We start from the raw sequence: 17,139 nt of genomic DNA, 5'->3' as shown, positions 1-17,139 counted from the left end.
TGAAACCCGTAGTCACAGAGTTTTTGGTGATGTGGATGACGACGTGGACCGGATGTGTGTGTCGAAGGGGTTCCTGTGGACGACCGACGTTGTCCCATGGTTGTCCCCCGACTATCCACTGGTTTTCCACACCTGAGTGTGGGGATGGGGATGAACGCGTCCGCGCGTGGGTCAACGACGGTGCCTGGGGTGGGAATGGGTTCTGCGCTGATGGTTGCGGGCCGGGAATGGGCAGACAGCAGCATGACCGGAGGGACGGCTGATGGGGCTGTCCTGAAGGCGCCCAGAATTGTGGAGAGCCGCTCAGTACTGCTTGATGCGGTTGGTGATCTCGGAGACCTGGTTGAAGATCTGACGCTGCTCCCCCATGAGAGCGCGGATCTTGCGGTCGGCGTGCATCACCGTGGTGTGGTCCTTGCCACCGAACTCAGCCCCGATCTTGGGCAGCGAGAGATCAGTCAGTTCACGACACAGATACATGGCGATCTGGCGAGCAGTGACGAGAGTCTGGGCGCGCGAGGTGCCCAGCAGGTCGTCAGTGGAAATGTCGAAGTAGCTGGCCGTCTCGGCGATGATTCGCTCGGGAGTCACCGGGGTCTCTCGTCCCTCCGGAATGAGGTCCTTGAGGACGACCTCGGCCAGCGAGGTGTCCACCGGCTGTTGGTTGAGGCTGGCGAAGGCCGTCACCCGGATGAGGGCGCCTTCGAGCTCACGAATGTTGGTCTGGATGCGGCTGGCGATGAACTCCAGCACATCCGGCTCGACCTCGATCTTCTCGGCCGCAACCTTGCGTCGCAGGATGGCGATTCGGGTCTCCAGGTCCGGAGGCTGAATGTCGGTCAACAGACCCCACTCGAATCGGCTGCGCAGGCGGGGCTCGAGGGCCTCCAACAGTTTCGGCGGCCGATCGGAGGTCATGACGATTTGCTTCTGGGCGTTGTGGAGGGTGTTGAAGGTGTGGAAGAACTCCTCCTGGGTCTGGATCTTCGACTCCAGGAACTGGATGTCGTCGACCAGCAGGACGTCAACGTCGCGGTAGGAGCGACGGAATTCCCTGGTGCGGTTGGTGCCGATGGCGTTGATGAAGTCGTTGGTGAGTTCCTCGGTGGAGACATACTTCACCTTGACGTTGTCGTAGTACGACATCACGTAGCGACCGATGGCGTGCAGCAGGTGGGTCTTGCCCAGTCCGGAGCCGCCATAGACGAGCAGCGGGTTGTACGACTTGCCGGGAGCCTCGGCGACGGCGACGGCAGCCGCGTGGGCGAACCGGTTGGAAGCGCCGATGACGAAGGAGTCGAAGGTGTACTTGGGATTGAGCCGGATGCCCTCGTCATCATCGACACTGGGGGTCGGCTGGGTGGAGGGTTCAGTCGCTCCGACGGTGACCTTGGGAACGAATTGGGCCGGTGGGACGGGAGCCTCTTCCTCCTCGTCGTCATGTTCGGGGGCACCGAGGGCCAACTCCAGATCGGGGTCGATGGTGATGGCGAGATGGATGCCCTTGTGGAACTGGTCGGAGAGGAGTTCCTCGAGCTCATGCCGCATCTTGGACTCGACGCGTTCACGGGCGAACTCGTTGGGGACGGCGATCATGACGGTCGAGCCGTGCATCGTCACCGGTGTGGTGTTGGACAACCACGCCCGGTTGGGTTTGGAGACCTTCTTGAGGATTTCGTCCCAGGCCGCGTTGAGTGCTTCGGTGGGATCACTGTCAGCCGGCTGCGAACTCATCGGTGGGGGCAGCACGGCGTCCGGATGGATCGGCGCGGGACGGGGGTGGTCGGCGTCGCCGAACGGGGTGTCGGACATTCCACCACCTGTTCCCTAGAAGTCGTCGAGAGTTGTCCACACAGTTTTCCACAACCCGTGTGTCAAGGCACCGGAGGGGCACCGCACTGTCGAACGCTAGTGAGTCACGGGTCCATCCGCAACCGGTTTGAGTGGCTTGTCAAGCGGGTCAGAGGACTACATGACTGTGGTTTCATGGGTGTTGTTCGATGACTACTCGTTGCGAGATTGTCAGTTTGCCGATGACGGGGTCGACAACGTACAGTTGTCCGGTCGCTGTCTTCAGCGTCCACTTCCCCTGCGCCCATCCGGGCGCCCCGGACACATGGGACCGGCTCGTGTCGATCCCCCGGGTGATCCCCGAGACACAAGGGAGAACATCCCCGTGAAGCGCACTTTCCAGCCCAGCAATCGTCGTCGTGCCCGTAACCACGGTTTCCGTTCCCGCATGAGCACCCGCGCCGGCCGCGGCATCCTCGCCGCTCGTCGTCGCAAGGGTCGCGCTAAGCTGTCGGCCTGAGTCCCCATGCTGCCCGCCCGGTCGCGGATGCACCGTCCCGGTGACTTCCGCGCCGCGGTCCGCGGGGGCGTCAGATCAGGCCGTCCTACTCTCGTCGTCCACGCTGGACGATGTGCACAGGTTCAGCCCGACCCGACCGACATCACCGAGTTGTCCACAGCCACTGTGGACAACTGTGGTACCGGTGGTCCATCAGCGTCCGACGGACCGATCACTTCCCGATCCGAGCTTGCGCCCCGGGTCGGTTTTGTCGTCTCCAAGGCCGTGGGTAATGCCGTCACCCGCAATCGTGTGAAGCGGCGCCTGCGGCACCTGTGTCGTCCCCTCGTCGACGAACTCGCGGACGGCACCGTCGTCGTCGTGCGGGCTCTGCCGACTGCCGCAACCGAACCGGGTCGAGTCGCGAAGGATCTCGACGGCGCATGGCACCAGGCACTGCGGAAACTTCGATGATGGCTGCAGCGGTACCGGCACGGCGACCGGATCACAGCAGCGGCGTGTGGGGCACGTTGCGGCGGTTTCGTCCCCTCACGTGGCTGGCCATTGGCTTCGTCAAAGGCTGGCGTGCCTTCATCTCGCCGCTTTACGGAGACGTCTGCAAGTATGAGCCGAGCTGTTCCGCCTACGGTCTGCGAGCCCTGAAGGTGCACGGAGTGTTCCGAGCGACACCGATGATCATCTGGCGGATTCTGCGATGCAACCCATGGTCCAACGGCGGGTATGACCCAGTGCCGGGCACCCCCGAGGCGAGGCAATGGCGTGAACTCCACCCCGAGCTCGCGCGCTCCACAAAGAAACCGACCGATGACCTGACGGGTGATGACCCGAGGGATCGCGGATCGGTCCCACGAACCATCCCCGGACACACCGATCCGGGGAGTACCCACATGGGTACCCCTTCCCACACCCGAGGTGAGAACTGATGCTCAACCCGCTGGTCATACTCGGCCTGGGCGGCGCCCTCCATGCGATGGGTCACGCCATCATGGTGCCGCTGTACTGGGCGGTGTCCGGCCTGCTCGTCCTCTTCCACTACCTGTGGTCGCCACTGTTCGGTCGCGACTCTGGCGTGTCGTGGACGTTGGCCATCGTCTGTCTGACGATCTTCATCCGGCTGCTATTGGTGCCGCTGTTCGTCAGGCAGATCAACTCTGCGCGATCGATGCAGCTCATCCAGCCGAAGATGAAGGCCATCCAGGAGAAGTACGGCGACGACCGGGAACGTGCCGGCCAGGAGATGATGAACCTCTACCGCGAGGAAGGGGTCAACCCGGCAGCGTCCTGTCTCCCCGTGTTGCTGCAGATGCCGATCTTCCTGGCCCTGTTCCGCGTGCTCGACGGCGCCTCCCGCGGTATCGCCCGCGGTCACTTCTTCACCGAGAATCCGGGGCTCATGGAGTCCCTGCAGCACGCCAAGTTCTTCGGCGCTGAGCTGGCCGGTCGCTTCCTGCCGATGAACGACGGCTTCGGCGGCACCCAGGTCGTCGCCCTGGTCCTCATCATCATCATGGTGGCGACGCTGTTCTACACCCAGCTTCAGCTGATGCGGAAGAACATGCCGCCGGAGTCCCTGACCGGCCCGATGGCACAGCAGCAGAAGATGATGATTTACCTCTTCCCGCTGATGTACCTGTTCTCCGGTGTGAGCTTCCCGATCGGCGTCATGCTCTACTGGTGCACCTCGAACCTGTGGACTCTCGGTCAGCAGGAGATCCTCATTCGTAACAACCCGACGCCGAACACCCCGGCCTACATCGACTGGCGTGAGCGCATGATCGCCAAGGGTAAGGATCCCGACGAGATCGAGCGTGCCCGTCGTGAGAAGCGTCGCCGCAAGGTCGTCGCTCCCACTCCGGTGGCAACTGCTGAGGATGGCGAGAAGCCGATGGTTGCCCGTCAGGGTGTCACCCGTCAGACGGTACGCAAGGACGCCAGTGGTGGCCGTCAGGTCGTCCGTCGTCAGCAGCCGGCCAAGCAGACGCGAGCCCAACGCAAGAAGTGAGGCCGGGCCCCGGACCCGTCATGAACCATTCCACTGACCAGTATGACTGGTTGATTTTGAGAGGTAACGAACAACGATGAGCGAGAGCAGCGAGCGCATCGAGGAGCTCGACGTCGATCAGGTTGAGAACCATGGCAATATCGATGTCGAGGAGATTGAGGACGACGACGTCGACCTCGAGTCAGGGGATGACGTCGAGGACGAGGACGATGAAGAGAGTGACGACGAGCAGTCTGGTGACTCTCTGGATGAGGAGGGTGACATTGCCGCCGACTACCTCGAGGAGCTCCTCGACATTGCCGACCTGGATGGTGACATCGACACCTATGTGGAGAGCGGGCGAGCCCACATCTCCATCGTCACGGATTCCCAGACCCTCGTCGGCAAGGACGGCCAGGTTCTGGAGGCCCTGCAAGAGCTGTCCCGCTTGGCCGTCATGACCGAGGTCGGGCATCGCTCCCGCCTCATGCTCGACATTGCCGGATACCGGGAGTCGCGTCGCAAGGAGCTAGTGGCCCTGGCAACTGAGGCAGTTCAGTCGGTCAAGGAGTCCGGTGAGCCGGCTCACCTGGCTCCCATGAACCCCTTCGAGCGCAAGATCGTGCATGACGCGGTTGCGGCCGCGGGGCTCGTCAGCGAGTCCGAGGGTGTCGAGCCCAAGCGTCACGTGGTCATCACGCAGGAGCAGTGACGCATACTTAGTCGAGTCACAAGCGTGGAGCCTGGTGGGTGTGATGCCCGCCGGGCTCTCTCGTTGTGCACGGACCCCTACGTCTCCGTACCTTCTTCCACTGCACGTTGCCCACGTTTTTCCGAGATGACCACGGTTGCCCATCCCTGCTGACGTGAGGAGTGGTCCCGGGGCTGAGCCGATCAAGCCGTCAGACGTGGCTGTCATCTTTGATGAGGGGATTATTCCGACGTTATAGTCGGAAGAGTGACGATTTCCGTTCGCCCCATTTCCGTCCCTACCATGCTCGAGTTCATTGCGGCCCGAGGGTCAGCTTCTTTCTTGCAGACCCCGGCATGGGCGCGGGTGAAGTCGGAGTGGCGAGGTGAACGGATCGGGTTCTACGACGGTGACGAGCTCACCGGTGTTGGATTGATCCTCTACCGCAAGCTCCCCAAGCTGCCTCGTTACCTGGCCTATCTGCCGGAAGGACCGGTCCTCGACTGGTCCCGCGACGACATCGCCGGGCACTTTGACGCCCTGGTTGCCCACGTCAAGAAACGCCAAGCTTTCGCCGTGCGTATCGGGCCGGCCGTCGTGCACCATATCTGGGGTACCAAGACGATCAAGGACGCCATCGCCGACGACAACGTCACCTCACTGACTGAGGTGGAACCGGACGTCACGACCCCTGAGGGTGAGCGCGTCATGTCGGTGCTTAAGCAGGGCGGATGGGTGACTGACGAGAGTGGCCACGGATTCGCCGCCGGACAGCCGCAGTTCAACTTCCAGCTTCCGTTACGCCACGAGGATGGCACTCAGAAGACTGAGAACGAGCTCCTCAAGGGTATGAATCAGCTGTGGCGTCGCAACATCAAGAAAGCCAACAAGCTTGGCGTCGAGGTCAAGCTCGGAACCCGTGAAGACTTGCCGCGATTCCACGAGGTCTACCTGGAGACCGCCGAGCGTGATGGGTTCACGGGACGTCCGCTGGAGTACTTCGAGCACATGTGGGACGTCCTGAATGCTGAGGAAGAGGGTCGCATGAAGGTCTTCCTCGCCGAGCATGAAGGAGATCTCGTCGCCTCGACGACCTTCGTCACCGTTGGTGAGCACGCCTGGTACTCCTATGGCGCATCGACCACGGCTAAGCGTGAGGTGCGTGGATCCAACGCCATTCAGTGGGCCATGATTCGCACCGCCAATGAAGCGGGATGCGCTGTGTACGACATGCGTGGCATCGTCGCCGGTGTTGGTGCTGATGATCCGGAGATCGGACTTATCCAGTTCAAGGTGGGCAGCGGTGGCCAGGCGGTGGCCTTCCCCGGCGAGTGGGACAAGCCGATCAACCCCATCCTTTACAAGGCTTTTGACTTCTACATGAAGAGACGCTGACATGCTCAAACTCACTGTTGATGCGGAACGCTGGCACAGTCACGTGGCGGCATTCGTTGATTCCTGCCCGGGAATCGTGCCTGTGACCAAGGGAAATGGGTACGGATTCGGACACGCATTGACGGTGCAGGAGTCGCAGCGCCTCGGTGTCGGCATCATTGCCGTTGGCGTGGCCCAAGAGGTGGTGTCGGTCCGTGAGCATGGCTGGGACAAGGAGGTTGTCGTCCTCAACCCGTGGCGACCCGGTGACGAGGTGGCCACTGAGCTGTTGAGCGATTCCAAGGTCATCACGACGATCTCGAGGGCTGAAGACGTGGCCGCTGTGCGTGAGATTGCGCCGGGCGCACCCATCCTCGTCGAGGTGGAGACCTCCATGCATCGCCACGGTGTGCGCGCAGATGAAGTCGCGGCACTGGATCTTGACGGTTTGAACGTGCGTGGATGGACGATTCACCTTCCGTCAGGGGCGGCACTCGATGAAGGTCGCGAGATGGCGCGGATCGTCAAGCGTCATCCGTTGGCCTCACGCGGTATCTGGTTCTCCCATCTCGGCCTTGACGACTACAAGACGCTGTCGAAGGAACTCGACGTCCCGGTGCGGATGCGTGTCGGGACCCGGCTGTGGCTGGGTGACGTCGACGCTTACCGGGTGACGGGAACGGTTCTGGACATCCACTGGCTGCCCAAGGGAACGCCGGTTGGTTATCACCGAATCAAGACCCGTGCTGACGGATACATTGTCGTGGTATCGGGAGGAACGGCCCATGGCGTTGCCTTGTCGGCGCCGATCTCTGCCGGGTCCTTGCGGCAATGGCTCATCCCGGGGGCTGAGGCTCTGCAGCAGATGGTGGGACGGGTGACGAGCCCGTTCACCATTGCTGGACGGCGCCCGGTCTTCGCAGAGCCTCCCCACATGCATTCCTCGATGGTCTTCATCGGAGGTCCCGGAGAGCCCGCCCAGGTTGGCGACGAGGTGCCGGTGAACGTCCGTATGACGACGGCGACCTTCGATGAGATTCGCGTGAAGTGATATGCGGGGGCCGCACGTCCCTGGCGTGTGTGCTGTCTCTGCGCGCTGCTGAGTGTTGAGCGCTCTGCGAGCGGTGTGATGATAAGCCATGAGTGGCAGGGGGCTGGTGGCTGTGTGGCTTTGTGTGAGCTGTGTTGGCGGGAGTTTGTGAAGCGTGTGGTTGTCGATGCCTATGTTGAGTTCGAACCGGATCTGTGATGGGGTCACTCCCCTCTTGTCATCCGTTGGCGTGCGTGTGACGCTGCTAGTCGTGCGGTGTAGGTGGTGACCGTGCGGAGGGTCCTGCTGGCCATCCGGTCCGCGACGCCTGAGAGAGGTGGGGAAAGGTGCGGATGCGTGGACTGCGGGTTCTTGCCTGGGGACGAGGATTTCCGACGTCATAGTTATTAATCCATATATCGACAAAACTATATATGGCTGGAACTGTTCCACGTGGAACATCGGAGCTTGTGAAGGGTTTCGTCGGCCTGAAGCGTGATTGCTGGTAGAAGCTCCCGCTGCGGTCGTTCGCACTTCGACGCCTGGGGTCTTGCTGGATTATGTGCTGCTTCAGTCGGATGTGGATGAGTCGGCGCTGTGTTGTGGGGGAAGTCGTATGTGACCCGTTATACCTCCCGCGGAGTCTCAGTTTGTCGTCATGCCCATGGCCTGAGCGTTGCTGATCCTTCGAGGCTGGAGATCGCGTGACGATCTAACCGATCTGATATCCGAAATGGCATTCGAGAATGTCGTGGTGAGGCTGTTGGCTGGCGGCACGACACTGGCGAGATTGCATGTTGACCGTACACATCGACGGACGGTGTATTCAGAACTTGAGTCTTAATGACTCAAGATTAGGGTCATTATTCCGTTGTGCTGGAGCCTTGTGCTCGAAGCTAGCGAAATGGGGCACTGAACCACATGACTGGAATTGCGTTGTGTACAAGTTATTGAATACCAACGGTATCTCGCAAGTGAGGAGACTGGTCGGCTGACTAATCAGATGAACCTTGATGGGTGGAGGCTGCGAGCGACATAGGACCCACAGGGCCCGAGTGTGCACGGGACCTCACTCGCCAAGTGTCTTTGCTGTAGTTGCGCGCCCGACTCTAGGCTTGACAGGTTGATCATGGGATGGATACCACTTGGGAGTGGACAGCTTCGCAACCACTCCCCCGCCCTCTATGGCACAGCAGTCAATGTTGAAGCGCCATGATGACATGCCAGGGGATGAAGACGGGGAGAGCTATCCGGCACATGTCCTTCGAATTCGATGCTGAATGTTTGTGATCATGCGTGGCCTGATACCTGTCGACGTGATCATGGGCGCGGTCAGGGTTCAACAGCTATGCCCAGTGTTTCATCGGTGGCTGGGTCAGCGTTATTGGGTAGTTCTTAGTCCGAAGAGATCTGGACGATGAAAGGTTCGAGGAGAGGAACAAAGACCCCCAGAACATCATGTGGCCGAGATACCGGAGGGTTGGGATGGGCCTTGTCATGCATGGTGATGGCTGGCGCCAGTGGGATCGGCAGGTCGCGAGGACTCCGAAGGCGGCGACCGGGGTACCTGAGGAATGGTGAATGAGGGAGCCTCCTCACTGTATGCAGACATGGCAGGATGTTTGGCATGACCGAGGTGACGGACGACACGATAGCCGAACGACTTTATGGCGACAGCTATAAAACAATTAAACGATATGTCGATATATTGGCTAATCGAGGAGTCGAGTGGGGATTGATTGGACCTCGCGAGGTCGACAGATTGTGGGAGCGCCACATCCTCAACAGTGCGGCCTTGGAAAGCCTGATTCCGCAAGGATCGAGAGTCGCTGACGTCGGGAGTGGTGCAGGATTACCTGGTATTCCACTGGCGGTTTTGCGACCGGACTTGGAGATGACCCTCGTCGAGCCGATGCTGCGACGGTCCAACTTTTTGACCGAAGTCGTAGATGAGCTTGGCTTGGGTGATCGGGTGACGATTGTGCGAGACCGGGCCGAGGATGCAGGTATTTCGGTTGACGTCGTCGTGTCCCGAGCGGTTGCGAAGTTGGCGACCCTTGTCGGATGGACGGCTGGCTTGTTCGGACAGACTGGTTGTCTTCTGGCATTGAAGGGGCAGTCTGCTGAGGAAGAAGTGGCCAAAGCGAAGAAGGAGCTTTCCAAGCGCCATCTGTCTGCAGAGGTGCTTCTCGTTCGTGCCGATCCATCGTCGGAAGTGACGCGCGCAGTGCGCGTCCGTCGGTCTGAATCTGCGTGAGGAGTCGCAGGCTTCACGGGCGAGAATCCAAATCGAGATCCCTGACGAAGGTGTGCGTGATCGCTATCTGACTAGGTGAGATCACAGCTCGGATGTCGCCGAATGCTCTCATGACAACTGAGTCAAGGTTGTCCATCCTGTGCTGGCATCAGGATGACCGTTGGTTCGCGAGGCGGTGGCGGGATACACCAGGAGCGGGTGCTGGTTAGCAGACTGTGACCGTTATGTGGTGAGAGATGGTGAACTCAATGGCGTGTGAGTGACGATGGCAGTATTTGGGTTCACGGCGAGGACCGTATGTGAACGACAGTGCCGTCATAGCGTAGTTGGTACCGCAAACGTAGTTGGAGTTTGTAGGTGTATGACTGTGATTTTGAAAGGGGCCGCTGGAGTCTGGGTCGATGAGGCGCTTTGCCGGCTGCGTTGCTAGGGCGATCCGGCAGTTCGATCCAACCTGAGCGAGATGGAATGGCGGTGTTTCACGTGAAACACCAATCCAGGCGTGGCGTTGACGCCATCTCCCAGGCGATCCGACGGTATTGATCGACATGGCTTTGCCAATACGTACCGAGCGACGAACCTTGGTCTCCTCCCTAGCAACTCCTGTCACTGTTCCCACTGGCGTCACCAACACCACCACGACCATCGGTGCCATCCTGAGCCGGTACTGTGCCGTCCAACATTGTTGGCGAGGTTGCCGCTCACATCACCCAGCACAGTGCTGACCAACGTTATTGGTGCCGCGTCGACGGACGTCAACAACACCGTGTTGAACGAGGTCGCGGCACTGTCTGCCGGTATGTAGCCAGATTCGTTCCCGTCGATCGCATCGCCTTCAGAGGGGATGTTGGAGGCAGATAGCCACGGCAGTGCACGAAAACGACCAGTTCGACAGCCTCACCAGCCGGAGCAATCAACTCAACAGCTGGGACGTCAGGCTCATCGAGCAGCCGAACTGCTAGCCCGTATTCGGCGGAGCATCCTTACAGGGCGGAATCTCGAGCAGTCCAAGGAATGTGATCATGGGCCATTGGCTCTCGGGACGATGGCATCTTGGATTCGTTGGTCATGTCGCGAAACCGTAGGTAGCGGCCGTCGTCATGGCAGTCCGGGTGGAGGAATGAGTGCAGGCCGGACTGTCCGCTTGGCAGGACGATGTACATTCCCACGACGTGGTTATAAAGAGAGGCAATCCGCCTGAGGGTACCTGTCGCACGATGTAGCCTATGACGAGTTTCAGCAGTGACGAGTCGCGATCCGGGGTTGTCGGACAGAACGGTTCGACGGCTTTTCAGCCGGTATGTTCTTGAGCTATCGCCTATGGTCTAGTTATCCACCAGGAGTATGGGGTTATCCACAGGTGCCCATGGTGAAGATGAGTAGTTATCCACAGGTGGGGAAATGTCTCTGGTTCTGGCGGATGTGCCCGGTAGAGTGACCAAGCGACGGTGTTTCACGTGAAACGTCACTCCCGCTCGCAACGGAAAGGATGCGCATGACCGACGAGGTCCCCATCTATGACGGAGCACCTAAGCGGGCGGCCTTTGATGGGCCCGAGGTGCCTGACGCAAAGGATACGGCAGCCGACCGTGCTGATGGCTCGACGGCATCTGCTGTGCCATTGACACTCCCCCGTCCCACCGGACCCGCCACGATCGTTGTAGCCAATCAGAAGGGCGGAGTAGGGAAGACCACCACAGCAATCAATTTTGCCGTCGCTTTGGCCATGAGTGGTCTAAAAGTGCTCGTCATCGATACCGACCCCCAGGGCAACGCATCGACAGCTCTTGGGATCGACCACGAGGCAGGTACACCGGGAACGTACGAGGTCCTCATTGATGAGGAGGATATTGCCCTCGTCGCCAAGGAGAGCCCGGAGGCGCCCGGTCTCGAAGTCGTACCGGCTACGATTGATCTTTCCGGAGCAGAGCTCCAACTTGTTGATGTGAAGGGGCGGGAGCGCCGCTTACGGAAAGCGCTGCGTAAGTATCTCAAGACTCACGAGGTCGACTACGTTATTCTCGACTGCCCGCCGTCTCTCGGCCTGCTGACCCTTAATGCACTCGTCGCTGCAGACGAGGTTTTGCTCCCTATCCAATGTGAGTATTACGCCCTTGAAGGCGTTACTCAGCTCATGCGCACCATTGACGCTGTCCGTCGTGCGATGAACAAGGATCTCCGCCTTGGGTCGATACTTATGACGATGTTTGACGGCAGGACCAGGTTGTCCACGCAGGTGGATGAGGAGGTCCGGACCCACTTTGCACGCGAAACGATGAAGGCGCGGATTCCGCGGTCCGTCCGTGTGTCGGAAGCGCCAAGCTACAGCCGTAGTGTTCTGACCTACGAGCCGAAGTCCGCCGGCGCCGTCGCATACCGGGAGGCGGCAGCAGAATTCGCCAAGCGACACGCGCCTGTCTCGGATTCCAGTAAGCATGGCGGAGACTCGCCTGTTGATACCTCCGAGACGAAGGAGTTGTGACTGTGGGAGCAAAACACAGCGGACTGGGCCGCGGTTTTGGGGAGTTCTTCCAGAGGACTGATCTCGATGACGATGATGATGACATCCCCGAGGAGGAGGGAGACTTCGCGGACGCCGCTGCGGAAGATAGAGTCCAAGGATCACGATTCGCGCTCATTGATGTTGACAAGGTCCGGCCAAATGGCCAACAGCCACGCAAAATCTTTGACGACGATGGCCTGACGGAGCTGACAGAATCGATCAAGACGGTGGGCGTTTTGCAGCCTGTGGTTGTCACGCCTGTTGACGATGGATATGAGCTCGTCATGGGTGAGCGGCGGTGGCGTGCGACCCGTCAGGCTGGTCTGACGACTATTCCCGCGATCGTACGTACGACAGCGAGCCAGGACATGCTTCGAGATGCTCTTCTCGAGAACCTCCATCGCGTCCAGCTCAATCCGTTGGAAGAAGCCGCGGCGTACGAGCAAATGCTCAATGATTTTGGTTGTACTCAGGACGAGCTGTCTGAGCGAGTTCAGCGCTCTCGCTCGCAAATTGCCAATTCGATCCGCCTGTTGAAGCTGAGTTCAGGTGTTCAGAAGCGACTCCTCGAGGGTGATATCACCGCTGGGCACGCGCGTCCCCTCTTGTCGCTGGATGATCCAGACCTCCAGAGCAAGATAGCCGATCGCATTGTCTCGGAAGGCTTGTCAGTACGCGCCACAGAAGAACTCGTTCGGCAGACACTGGATGACACCACCGAGGTCAAGCCGCATCAGCGCAAGAAGCCTGGGAGGGACACGGAGGCGATGAAGTTGGGAGATGAGCTGTCCCAGCGTTTCCGGACGGCGGTGAAGGTGAAGCGTCGCAACGGTCGGGGCACGATCACGATGGCATTCAGCGATGATGACGAGTTAGAGCGACTTATCGATATATTGTCAAAGTGATAATCACATGACGAATGTCCCTGGCTGATGCTGAAGCGGTGGCCAGGGACATTGTCATGGGTGATTGGTGATCAGGGGATTTGAGTCCACACGACTGGCGAAGGCCTCCCATGCTTCGAGGAGCTACGGGCAGTTGATGGCATGTCCAGGCCCCTGGGCTCGCTGTGGTTGAGCTCTTGGGGGCATCGACTCACGTAGCCTCCGAAACGGAAGCCGCGTCACTTAGCGGGTACTTCGTGGTGAGCCCAGTAGTCCTTTGCCTCGTCAATACGGCGGTCGACATCCTTACGGGCAAAATGCTCGGCAACGAAGGACAGAAACGGCACGGTTCCAGCGAGGGCAATGATGAGCAACCTCGTGAGCGGCCATCCTGCCTTGCGTCCCAAGATGTAGGCCGTGATGAGGAGAACGGGATAGAGCCATCCGTGAGAGACGCCGACGATATTGACCATGGTCGGCCTTCCGGCCGCGTACTTCAGTGGCATTGCGACACACACCAGGACGACCAAGAAGGTGCCCACGAGATAGGCCATGACTCGGTAGACGATCAAGGCTTTGCGTACCCCAGAGATGTCGTCAGGTTCGATCCACGGCTCTGTTTCGGCGTCAGCAGCGCTCCCAGTCGAACCGGGGTTGGACCCATGATCGTGGGCACTGCCACGCACGTCACTCGTGTCTATTGCCTCGCTTGTTGAAGAGGCAGCGTAGAAGTCGTCGCTGGTCACGTCGTCGCAATGTTGCACGTGAAACAGAGTACTGATGCCGGCCAACCGGCTCTGAACCGGCCACCAGTCAATCCTTGTGTTTCCCCGCTGCTCTGGTGAAGGCAATGGACATAGCGATCGTGAAGATCGCAAACACCCACCATTGAAGGGCATAACCACGATTGCGTTCGCCGCCATCTCCCTTGGGAAGCACGGGCTGGGCAGGGGACAGACCTTGGGCACGAGCATCTTGCTCGATGAGGGTCAGTGTTGCCGGCACCAATGGTTGCGGCCACGTCTGGGTCAGCACCTCCAATCGAAGCGACGGCAGCACAGCCGCCGGCATCTGTGGGTTGCGGTGCTCGTCGGACTCCGAAGCAGCCAGGACACCCGTGAGTGTGACGGTGCCCGAGGGAGCTGAGGGAATTTCTTGACCCTTGGAAATCTGGCCTCTGACGACAGCGATCGTCTCACCTGAGGTGAGACGCATTCCCTCGACGGCTCTGACAGGCCATGATGTCCCCACCATTGTGCTGGTCGATGGCTTGAAGGTGCCGGTGATCCTCACCCGACGCCCGTACTGGGCCATGACGTCAGCTCGTTTGGGAGCTTTGTTCCACGTGATGACAGGCTGATCTATACGGGCTTGGGTGGAATTGTTCTGCTGGGACTCGAAGACATTCATCTGCCACAGGCCGAGGACGACCATCACCCCGGCCAGCACTGTGCCGATCAGCATGATCAGCGTCTGCTTGACACGAATAGCAGAGCTGGATCGTGAAGTCGTGCTGTGCTCAACCATGGTTACGGGCGACGTCGTCGACAAGCTGCGAACACACCTCGCCGAGATCCAGGCCAGCAGCTTCCATGGCCACGGGGACAAGGGACGTTGCCGTCATGCCGGGAGCAGCGCCAGCCTCCAGGAACACCGGACGACCAGACTCATCGACGATGGCGTCCACGCGAGAAATGCCGGAGAAGTCCAGCACGCGCTGGACGATGCGGGCCATCTCAGTTGCAGCCTCGGCAGCCTCGTCACTGATGTCGGCGGGAGCCGTCAGACGGGTCTCGCCCCCGGTGTACATCGCCGAGTAGTCATAAACCCCGCCGACCGGACGAATCCCCACGGCAGGCAACACTCGCGTCCCCTCGGAGGTCGTGATCATGCCAATTGCCAGCTCAGTACCGGTGATGAACTCCTCGACGACTGCCATGTCGTCATACGCGTACGCATTGGCGATGGCTTGGGGGAAGTCTGCGGCATCGTCGACCTTCGTGACCCCCAAGCTCGAGCCTCCCCGAGCTGGTTTCACGATGACTGGAAGTCCGAACCGTTCCAAGATGGACCGGATGACGGTCCGAGCTCCAAGCTTTCGGAAAATGTCGTGGGGGAGAGCCGCCTGCTGCGGCGTGACGACACCCGCGGCAGCAACAGCTCGTGACGCAATGGACTTGTCGAAGGAAATACGGCAGGTTGCCGGTCCCGACCCCACATAGGGGATGCCCATGAGTTTGAGGACTTCAAGAAGGGCGCCGTTCTCTCCCAGGCCGCCATGCAGCATGGGGAAGACGACGGCTCCGTCGTTGGCACGTAGGGTCTCGATGAGGGAGGAGTCGATGTCGGCCTCGACGACCTCATGCCCGACTCGCCGCAGCGCCTGGGCAACGGTGCGACCTGACTTCAGAGAAATGTCGCGCTGGTGGCTGAGCCCCCCGGCGAGGACGACGACTGGTTGCAACATGGAACCATTCAACCAGCGTCATGACGATGATGGGGATACCGACCCTCCCGTGACAGCCAGACAGGGCACACAACCGCGGCCATACGCGGATTCTTCACATCGATTCGCAGATAAATCGACAAATCTCCGATTTCTCAGTCAGTGGCCAGGTGAACCTTGCGGTCCCATGAGTCATTGTCCGGTGAGCTGGACACGGCGTCGGACCCGGGGGCGAGACCCTCACAGACCGCGGAACCGTCCGTGCGGAATCAGGCGAGGTTTGGTCCAGGCCCAAGATCGCGGGAACGACTTCGACCATCAGCCAGCTCGAAGGTCTCGGCGATCTCGAGCTCCTCGCGCATCACACCGGCAAGCCTCTCGACTCCGACCTTGATCCGCTCAGGCGTCGGGTAACAGAAGGACAGCCGAATATTGCGCTGTCCCCGTCCGTCGGCGTAGAAAGCCGTTCCCGGGGTGTAGGCAACGAGCTTGGTGACGGCCCGAGGGAGCATAGCCGCCGAGTCGACCGCTCCAGGCATCGTCAACCAGACGAAGAATCCACCGGACGGACGAGTCCACGTCGTCCCCTCAGGCATGTGCTCGGCCAAGGAAGCCAACATGGTGTCGCGACGGATGCGGTACATGTCGATGAAGCTTCGGACCTGTCCGCGCCAGTCCCAGTGGGTCAGGTAGCTGGAAATGGCGAACTGGGAAAAGACCGGCGGGCACAAGGTCGCCGATTCCTGGGCGAGGACCAGCTTGTCGTGCACGAAGGTCGGGGCTAGCACCCACCCGACGCGAAACCCCGGAGCGAAGGTCTTGGAGAACGAGCCTAGGTAGACGACGTTCTCGGGATCCATCGACTTCAGGGTCGGCAAGGGATCCTCGTCAAGATTGAGTAGACCGTACGGATTGTCCTCGACCACGAGAAGGTCGAGCTCGTCTGCCATGGCCAGGATCTCACGTCGTCTCTCGGCCGACTGGGAGATTCCCGACGGGTTCGAGTGGTTGGGAATGGTGTAGAGGAACTTGACCGACTTGCCGTCACGACGGGCCGCCGTCACCTCCTCGCGCAGCGACTCCGGCACCAGGCCGCTGTCGTCCATGTCGACGTGGATGACCTCGGCCTCGTACGAGGCGAAGGTGTTGAGCGCTCCGACGTAGGACGGCGATTCCGCCATGATGACGTCACCCGGGTCGCAGAAGATTCGAGTCACGAGGTCGAGTCCTTGCTGGGACCCGCAGGTGACGGTGACGTCGTCGGGGTCAGCGATGAGACCTTCGACGGCCATGACCTCGCAGATGTGCTCGCGGATCTCCGGCTCGCCCTGGCCCGATCCGTACTGCATGACGACGGCACCGCGGGTGTCGACGAGCTCCTTCAACGACTCACCGACGACGTCGAGGGGAAGATCGGCGATGTTCGGCATGCCACCGGCCAGCGAGACGACTTCGGGACGGTTCGCCACCGCGAAGAGAGCCCGAACCGGGGAGGTCTTCAGACCGAGAGTGCGGATGGAGTAGCGATCATGGAACTTGTCGAAGGTGGTATCGACGCGACGGCTTGTGATGGCCTCGGCGGCTTTGGGAGCAGCAGCGGCAGCGGCATTGATGCGCACGTCGTCGGTCGAAGGGACAGGCTTCCTGATGATGTGGTCTGTG

15 protein-coding genes are annotated in these 17,139 nt (G+C 60.3%); 10 read left to right on the top strand and 5 right to left on the bottom strand.

The features are described from left to right. Nucleotides 1-303 precede the first annotated feature (303 nt). Entirely contained in the window at nt 304-1,812 is a 1,509-nt protein-coding gene (dnaA, locus tag AC6I1W_RS02720; protein ID WP_117188319.1) for a chromosomal replication initiator protein DnaA, read from the bottom strand. 364 nt (nt 1,813-2,176) lie between these two features. Between dnaA and rpmH the strand changes: the two genes are divergently transcribed. The 10 genes from rpmH (at nt 2,177) to AC6I1W_RS02670 (ending at nt 13,052) form a co-directional block, all read left to right on the top strand. Further along, the gene (gene rpmH, locus AC6I1W_RS02715) at nt 2,177-2,311 is read left to right on the top strand and encodes a 50S ribosomal protein L34 (RefSeq protein WP_004810058.1); all 135 of its coding nucleotides are present in this window, start codon (nt 2,177-2,179) and stop codon (nt 2,309-2,311) included. Nucleotides 2,312-2,317: 6 nt separating this feature from the next. After that, a complete protein-coding gene (rnpA, locus tag AC6I1W_RS02710) occupies nt 2,318-2,764 on the top strand; it encodes a ribonuclease P protein component (RefSeq protein ID WP_117188321.1) in 447 nt (148 codons plus the stop codon). Continuing rightward, nucleotides 2,761-3,234 carry a membrane protein insertion efficiency factor YidD gene (gene yidD, locus AC6I1W_RS02705; protein ID WP_016666591.1) on the top strand — a complete coding sequence of 158 codons (474 nt, stop codon included), beginning with the start codon at nt 2,761-2,763 and terminating at the stop codon, nt 3,232-3,234. The genes rnpA and yidD overlap by 4 nt, the downstream gene beginning before the upstream one ends. Then, the gene (yidC, locus tag AC6I1W_RS02700) at nt 3,234-4,313 is read left to right on the top strand and encodes a membrane protein insertase YidC (RefSeq protein WP_016666590.1); all 1,080 of its coding nucleotides are present in this window, start codon (nt 3,234-3,236) and stop codon (nt 4,311-4,313) included. Before yidD ends, yidC begins: the two co-directional genes overlap by 1 nt. A 76-nt stretch (nt 4,314-4,389) precedes the next feature. Further along, nucleotides 4,390-5,004, top strand: a complete 615-nt coding sequence (locus AC6I1W_RS02695) for a Jag family protein (RefSeq protein WP_117188323.1) — start codon at nt 4,390-4,392, stop codon at nt 5,002-5,004. 246 nt (nt 5,005-5,250) lie between these two features. Next, nucleotides 5,251-6,378, top strand: a complete 1,128-nt coding sequence (locus AC6I1W_RS02690; protein WP_337905451.1) for a lipid II:glycine glycyltransferase FemX — start codon at nt 5,251-5,253, stop codon at nt 6,376-6,378. 1 nt (nt 6,379) lies between these two features. Next, nucleotides 6,380-7,408, top strand: coding sequence for an alanine racemase (locus AC6I1W_RS02685; RefSeq protein ID WP_065672914.1), 1,029 nt, complete (start codon nt 6,380-6,382; stop codon nt 7,406-7,408). Between the two features lie 1,597 nt (nt 7,409-9,005). Next, complete coding sequence (gene rsmG / locus AC6I1W_RS02680; protein WP_065672913.1) at nt 9,006-9,644, top strand: 16S rRNA (guanine(527)-N(7))-methyltransferase RsmG; 639 nt, start codon at nt 9,006-9,008, stop codon at nt 9,642-9,644. Between the two features lie 1,489 nt (nt 9,645-11,133). Next, nucleotides 11,134-12,126, top strand: a complete 993-nt coding sequence (locus tag AC6I1W_RS02675; protein WP_065672911.1) for a ParA family protein — start codon at nt 11,134-11,136, stop codon at nt 12,124-12,126. After that, entirely contained in the window at nt 12,123-13,052 is a 930-nt protein-coding gene (locus AC6I1W_RS02670; protein WP_065672910.1) for a ParB/RepB/Spo0J family partition protein, read from the top strand. The genes AC6I1W_RS02675 and AC6I1W_RS02670 overlap by 4 nt, the downstream gene beginning before the upstream one ends. Before the next feature lie 218 nt (nt 13,053-13,270). Here the strand turns inward: AC6I1W_RS02670 and AC6I1W_RS02665 are convergent, their stop codons facing one another. From AC6I1W_RS02665 to AC6I1W_RS02650, 4 genes are all read right to left on the bottom strand, one after another. Further along, nucleotides 13,271-13,717, bottom strand: coding sequence for a DUF3817 domain-containing protein (locus tag AC6I1W_RS02665; RefSeq protein ID WP_371258408.1), 447 nt, complete (start codon nt 13,715-13,717; stop codon nt 13,271-13,273). A 127-nt stretch (nt 13,718-13,844) separates the two neighbouring features. Beyond that, nucleotides 13,845-14,558, bottom strand: coding sequence for an SURF1 family protein (locus tag AC6I1W_RS02660; protein WP_063279858.1), 714 nt, complete (start codon nt 14,556-14,558; stop codon nt 13,845-13,847). Continuing rightward, the gene (locus AC6I1W_RS02655) at nt 14,551-15,498 is read right to left on the bottom strand and encodes a D-alanine--D-alanine ligase family protein (RefSeq protein ID WP_065672909.1); all 948 of its coding nucleotides are present in this window, start codon (nt 15,496-15,498) and stop codon (nt 14,551-14,553) included. Before AC6I1W_RS02655 ends, AC6I1W_RS02660 begins: the two co-directional genes overlap by 8 nt. Before the next feature lie 248 nt (nt 15,499-15,746). Beyond that, on the bottom strand, nt 15,747-17,096 hold the full coding sequence (locus tag AC6I1W_RS02650) for an aminotransferase-like domain-containing protein (protein WP_171048521.1): 1,350 nt from the start codon (nt 17,094-17,096) through the stop codon (nt 15,747-15,749). Nucleotides 17,097-17,139: the final 43 nt, after the last annotated feature.

Source organism: Cutibacterium sp. KB22876, from assembly GCF_059728865.1.
The sequence above is the reverse complement of the archived record's forward strand: the minus strand, read 5'-3'. Positions and strand labels throughout refer to the sequence as shown.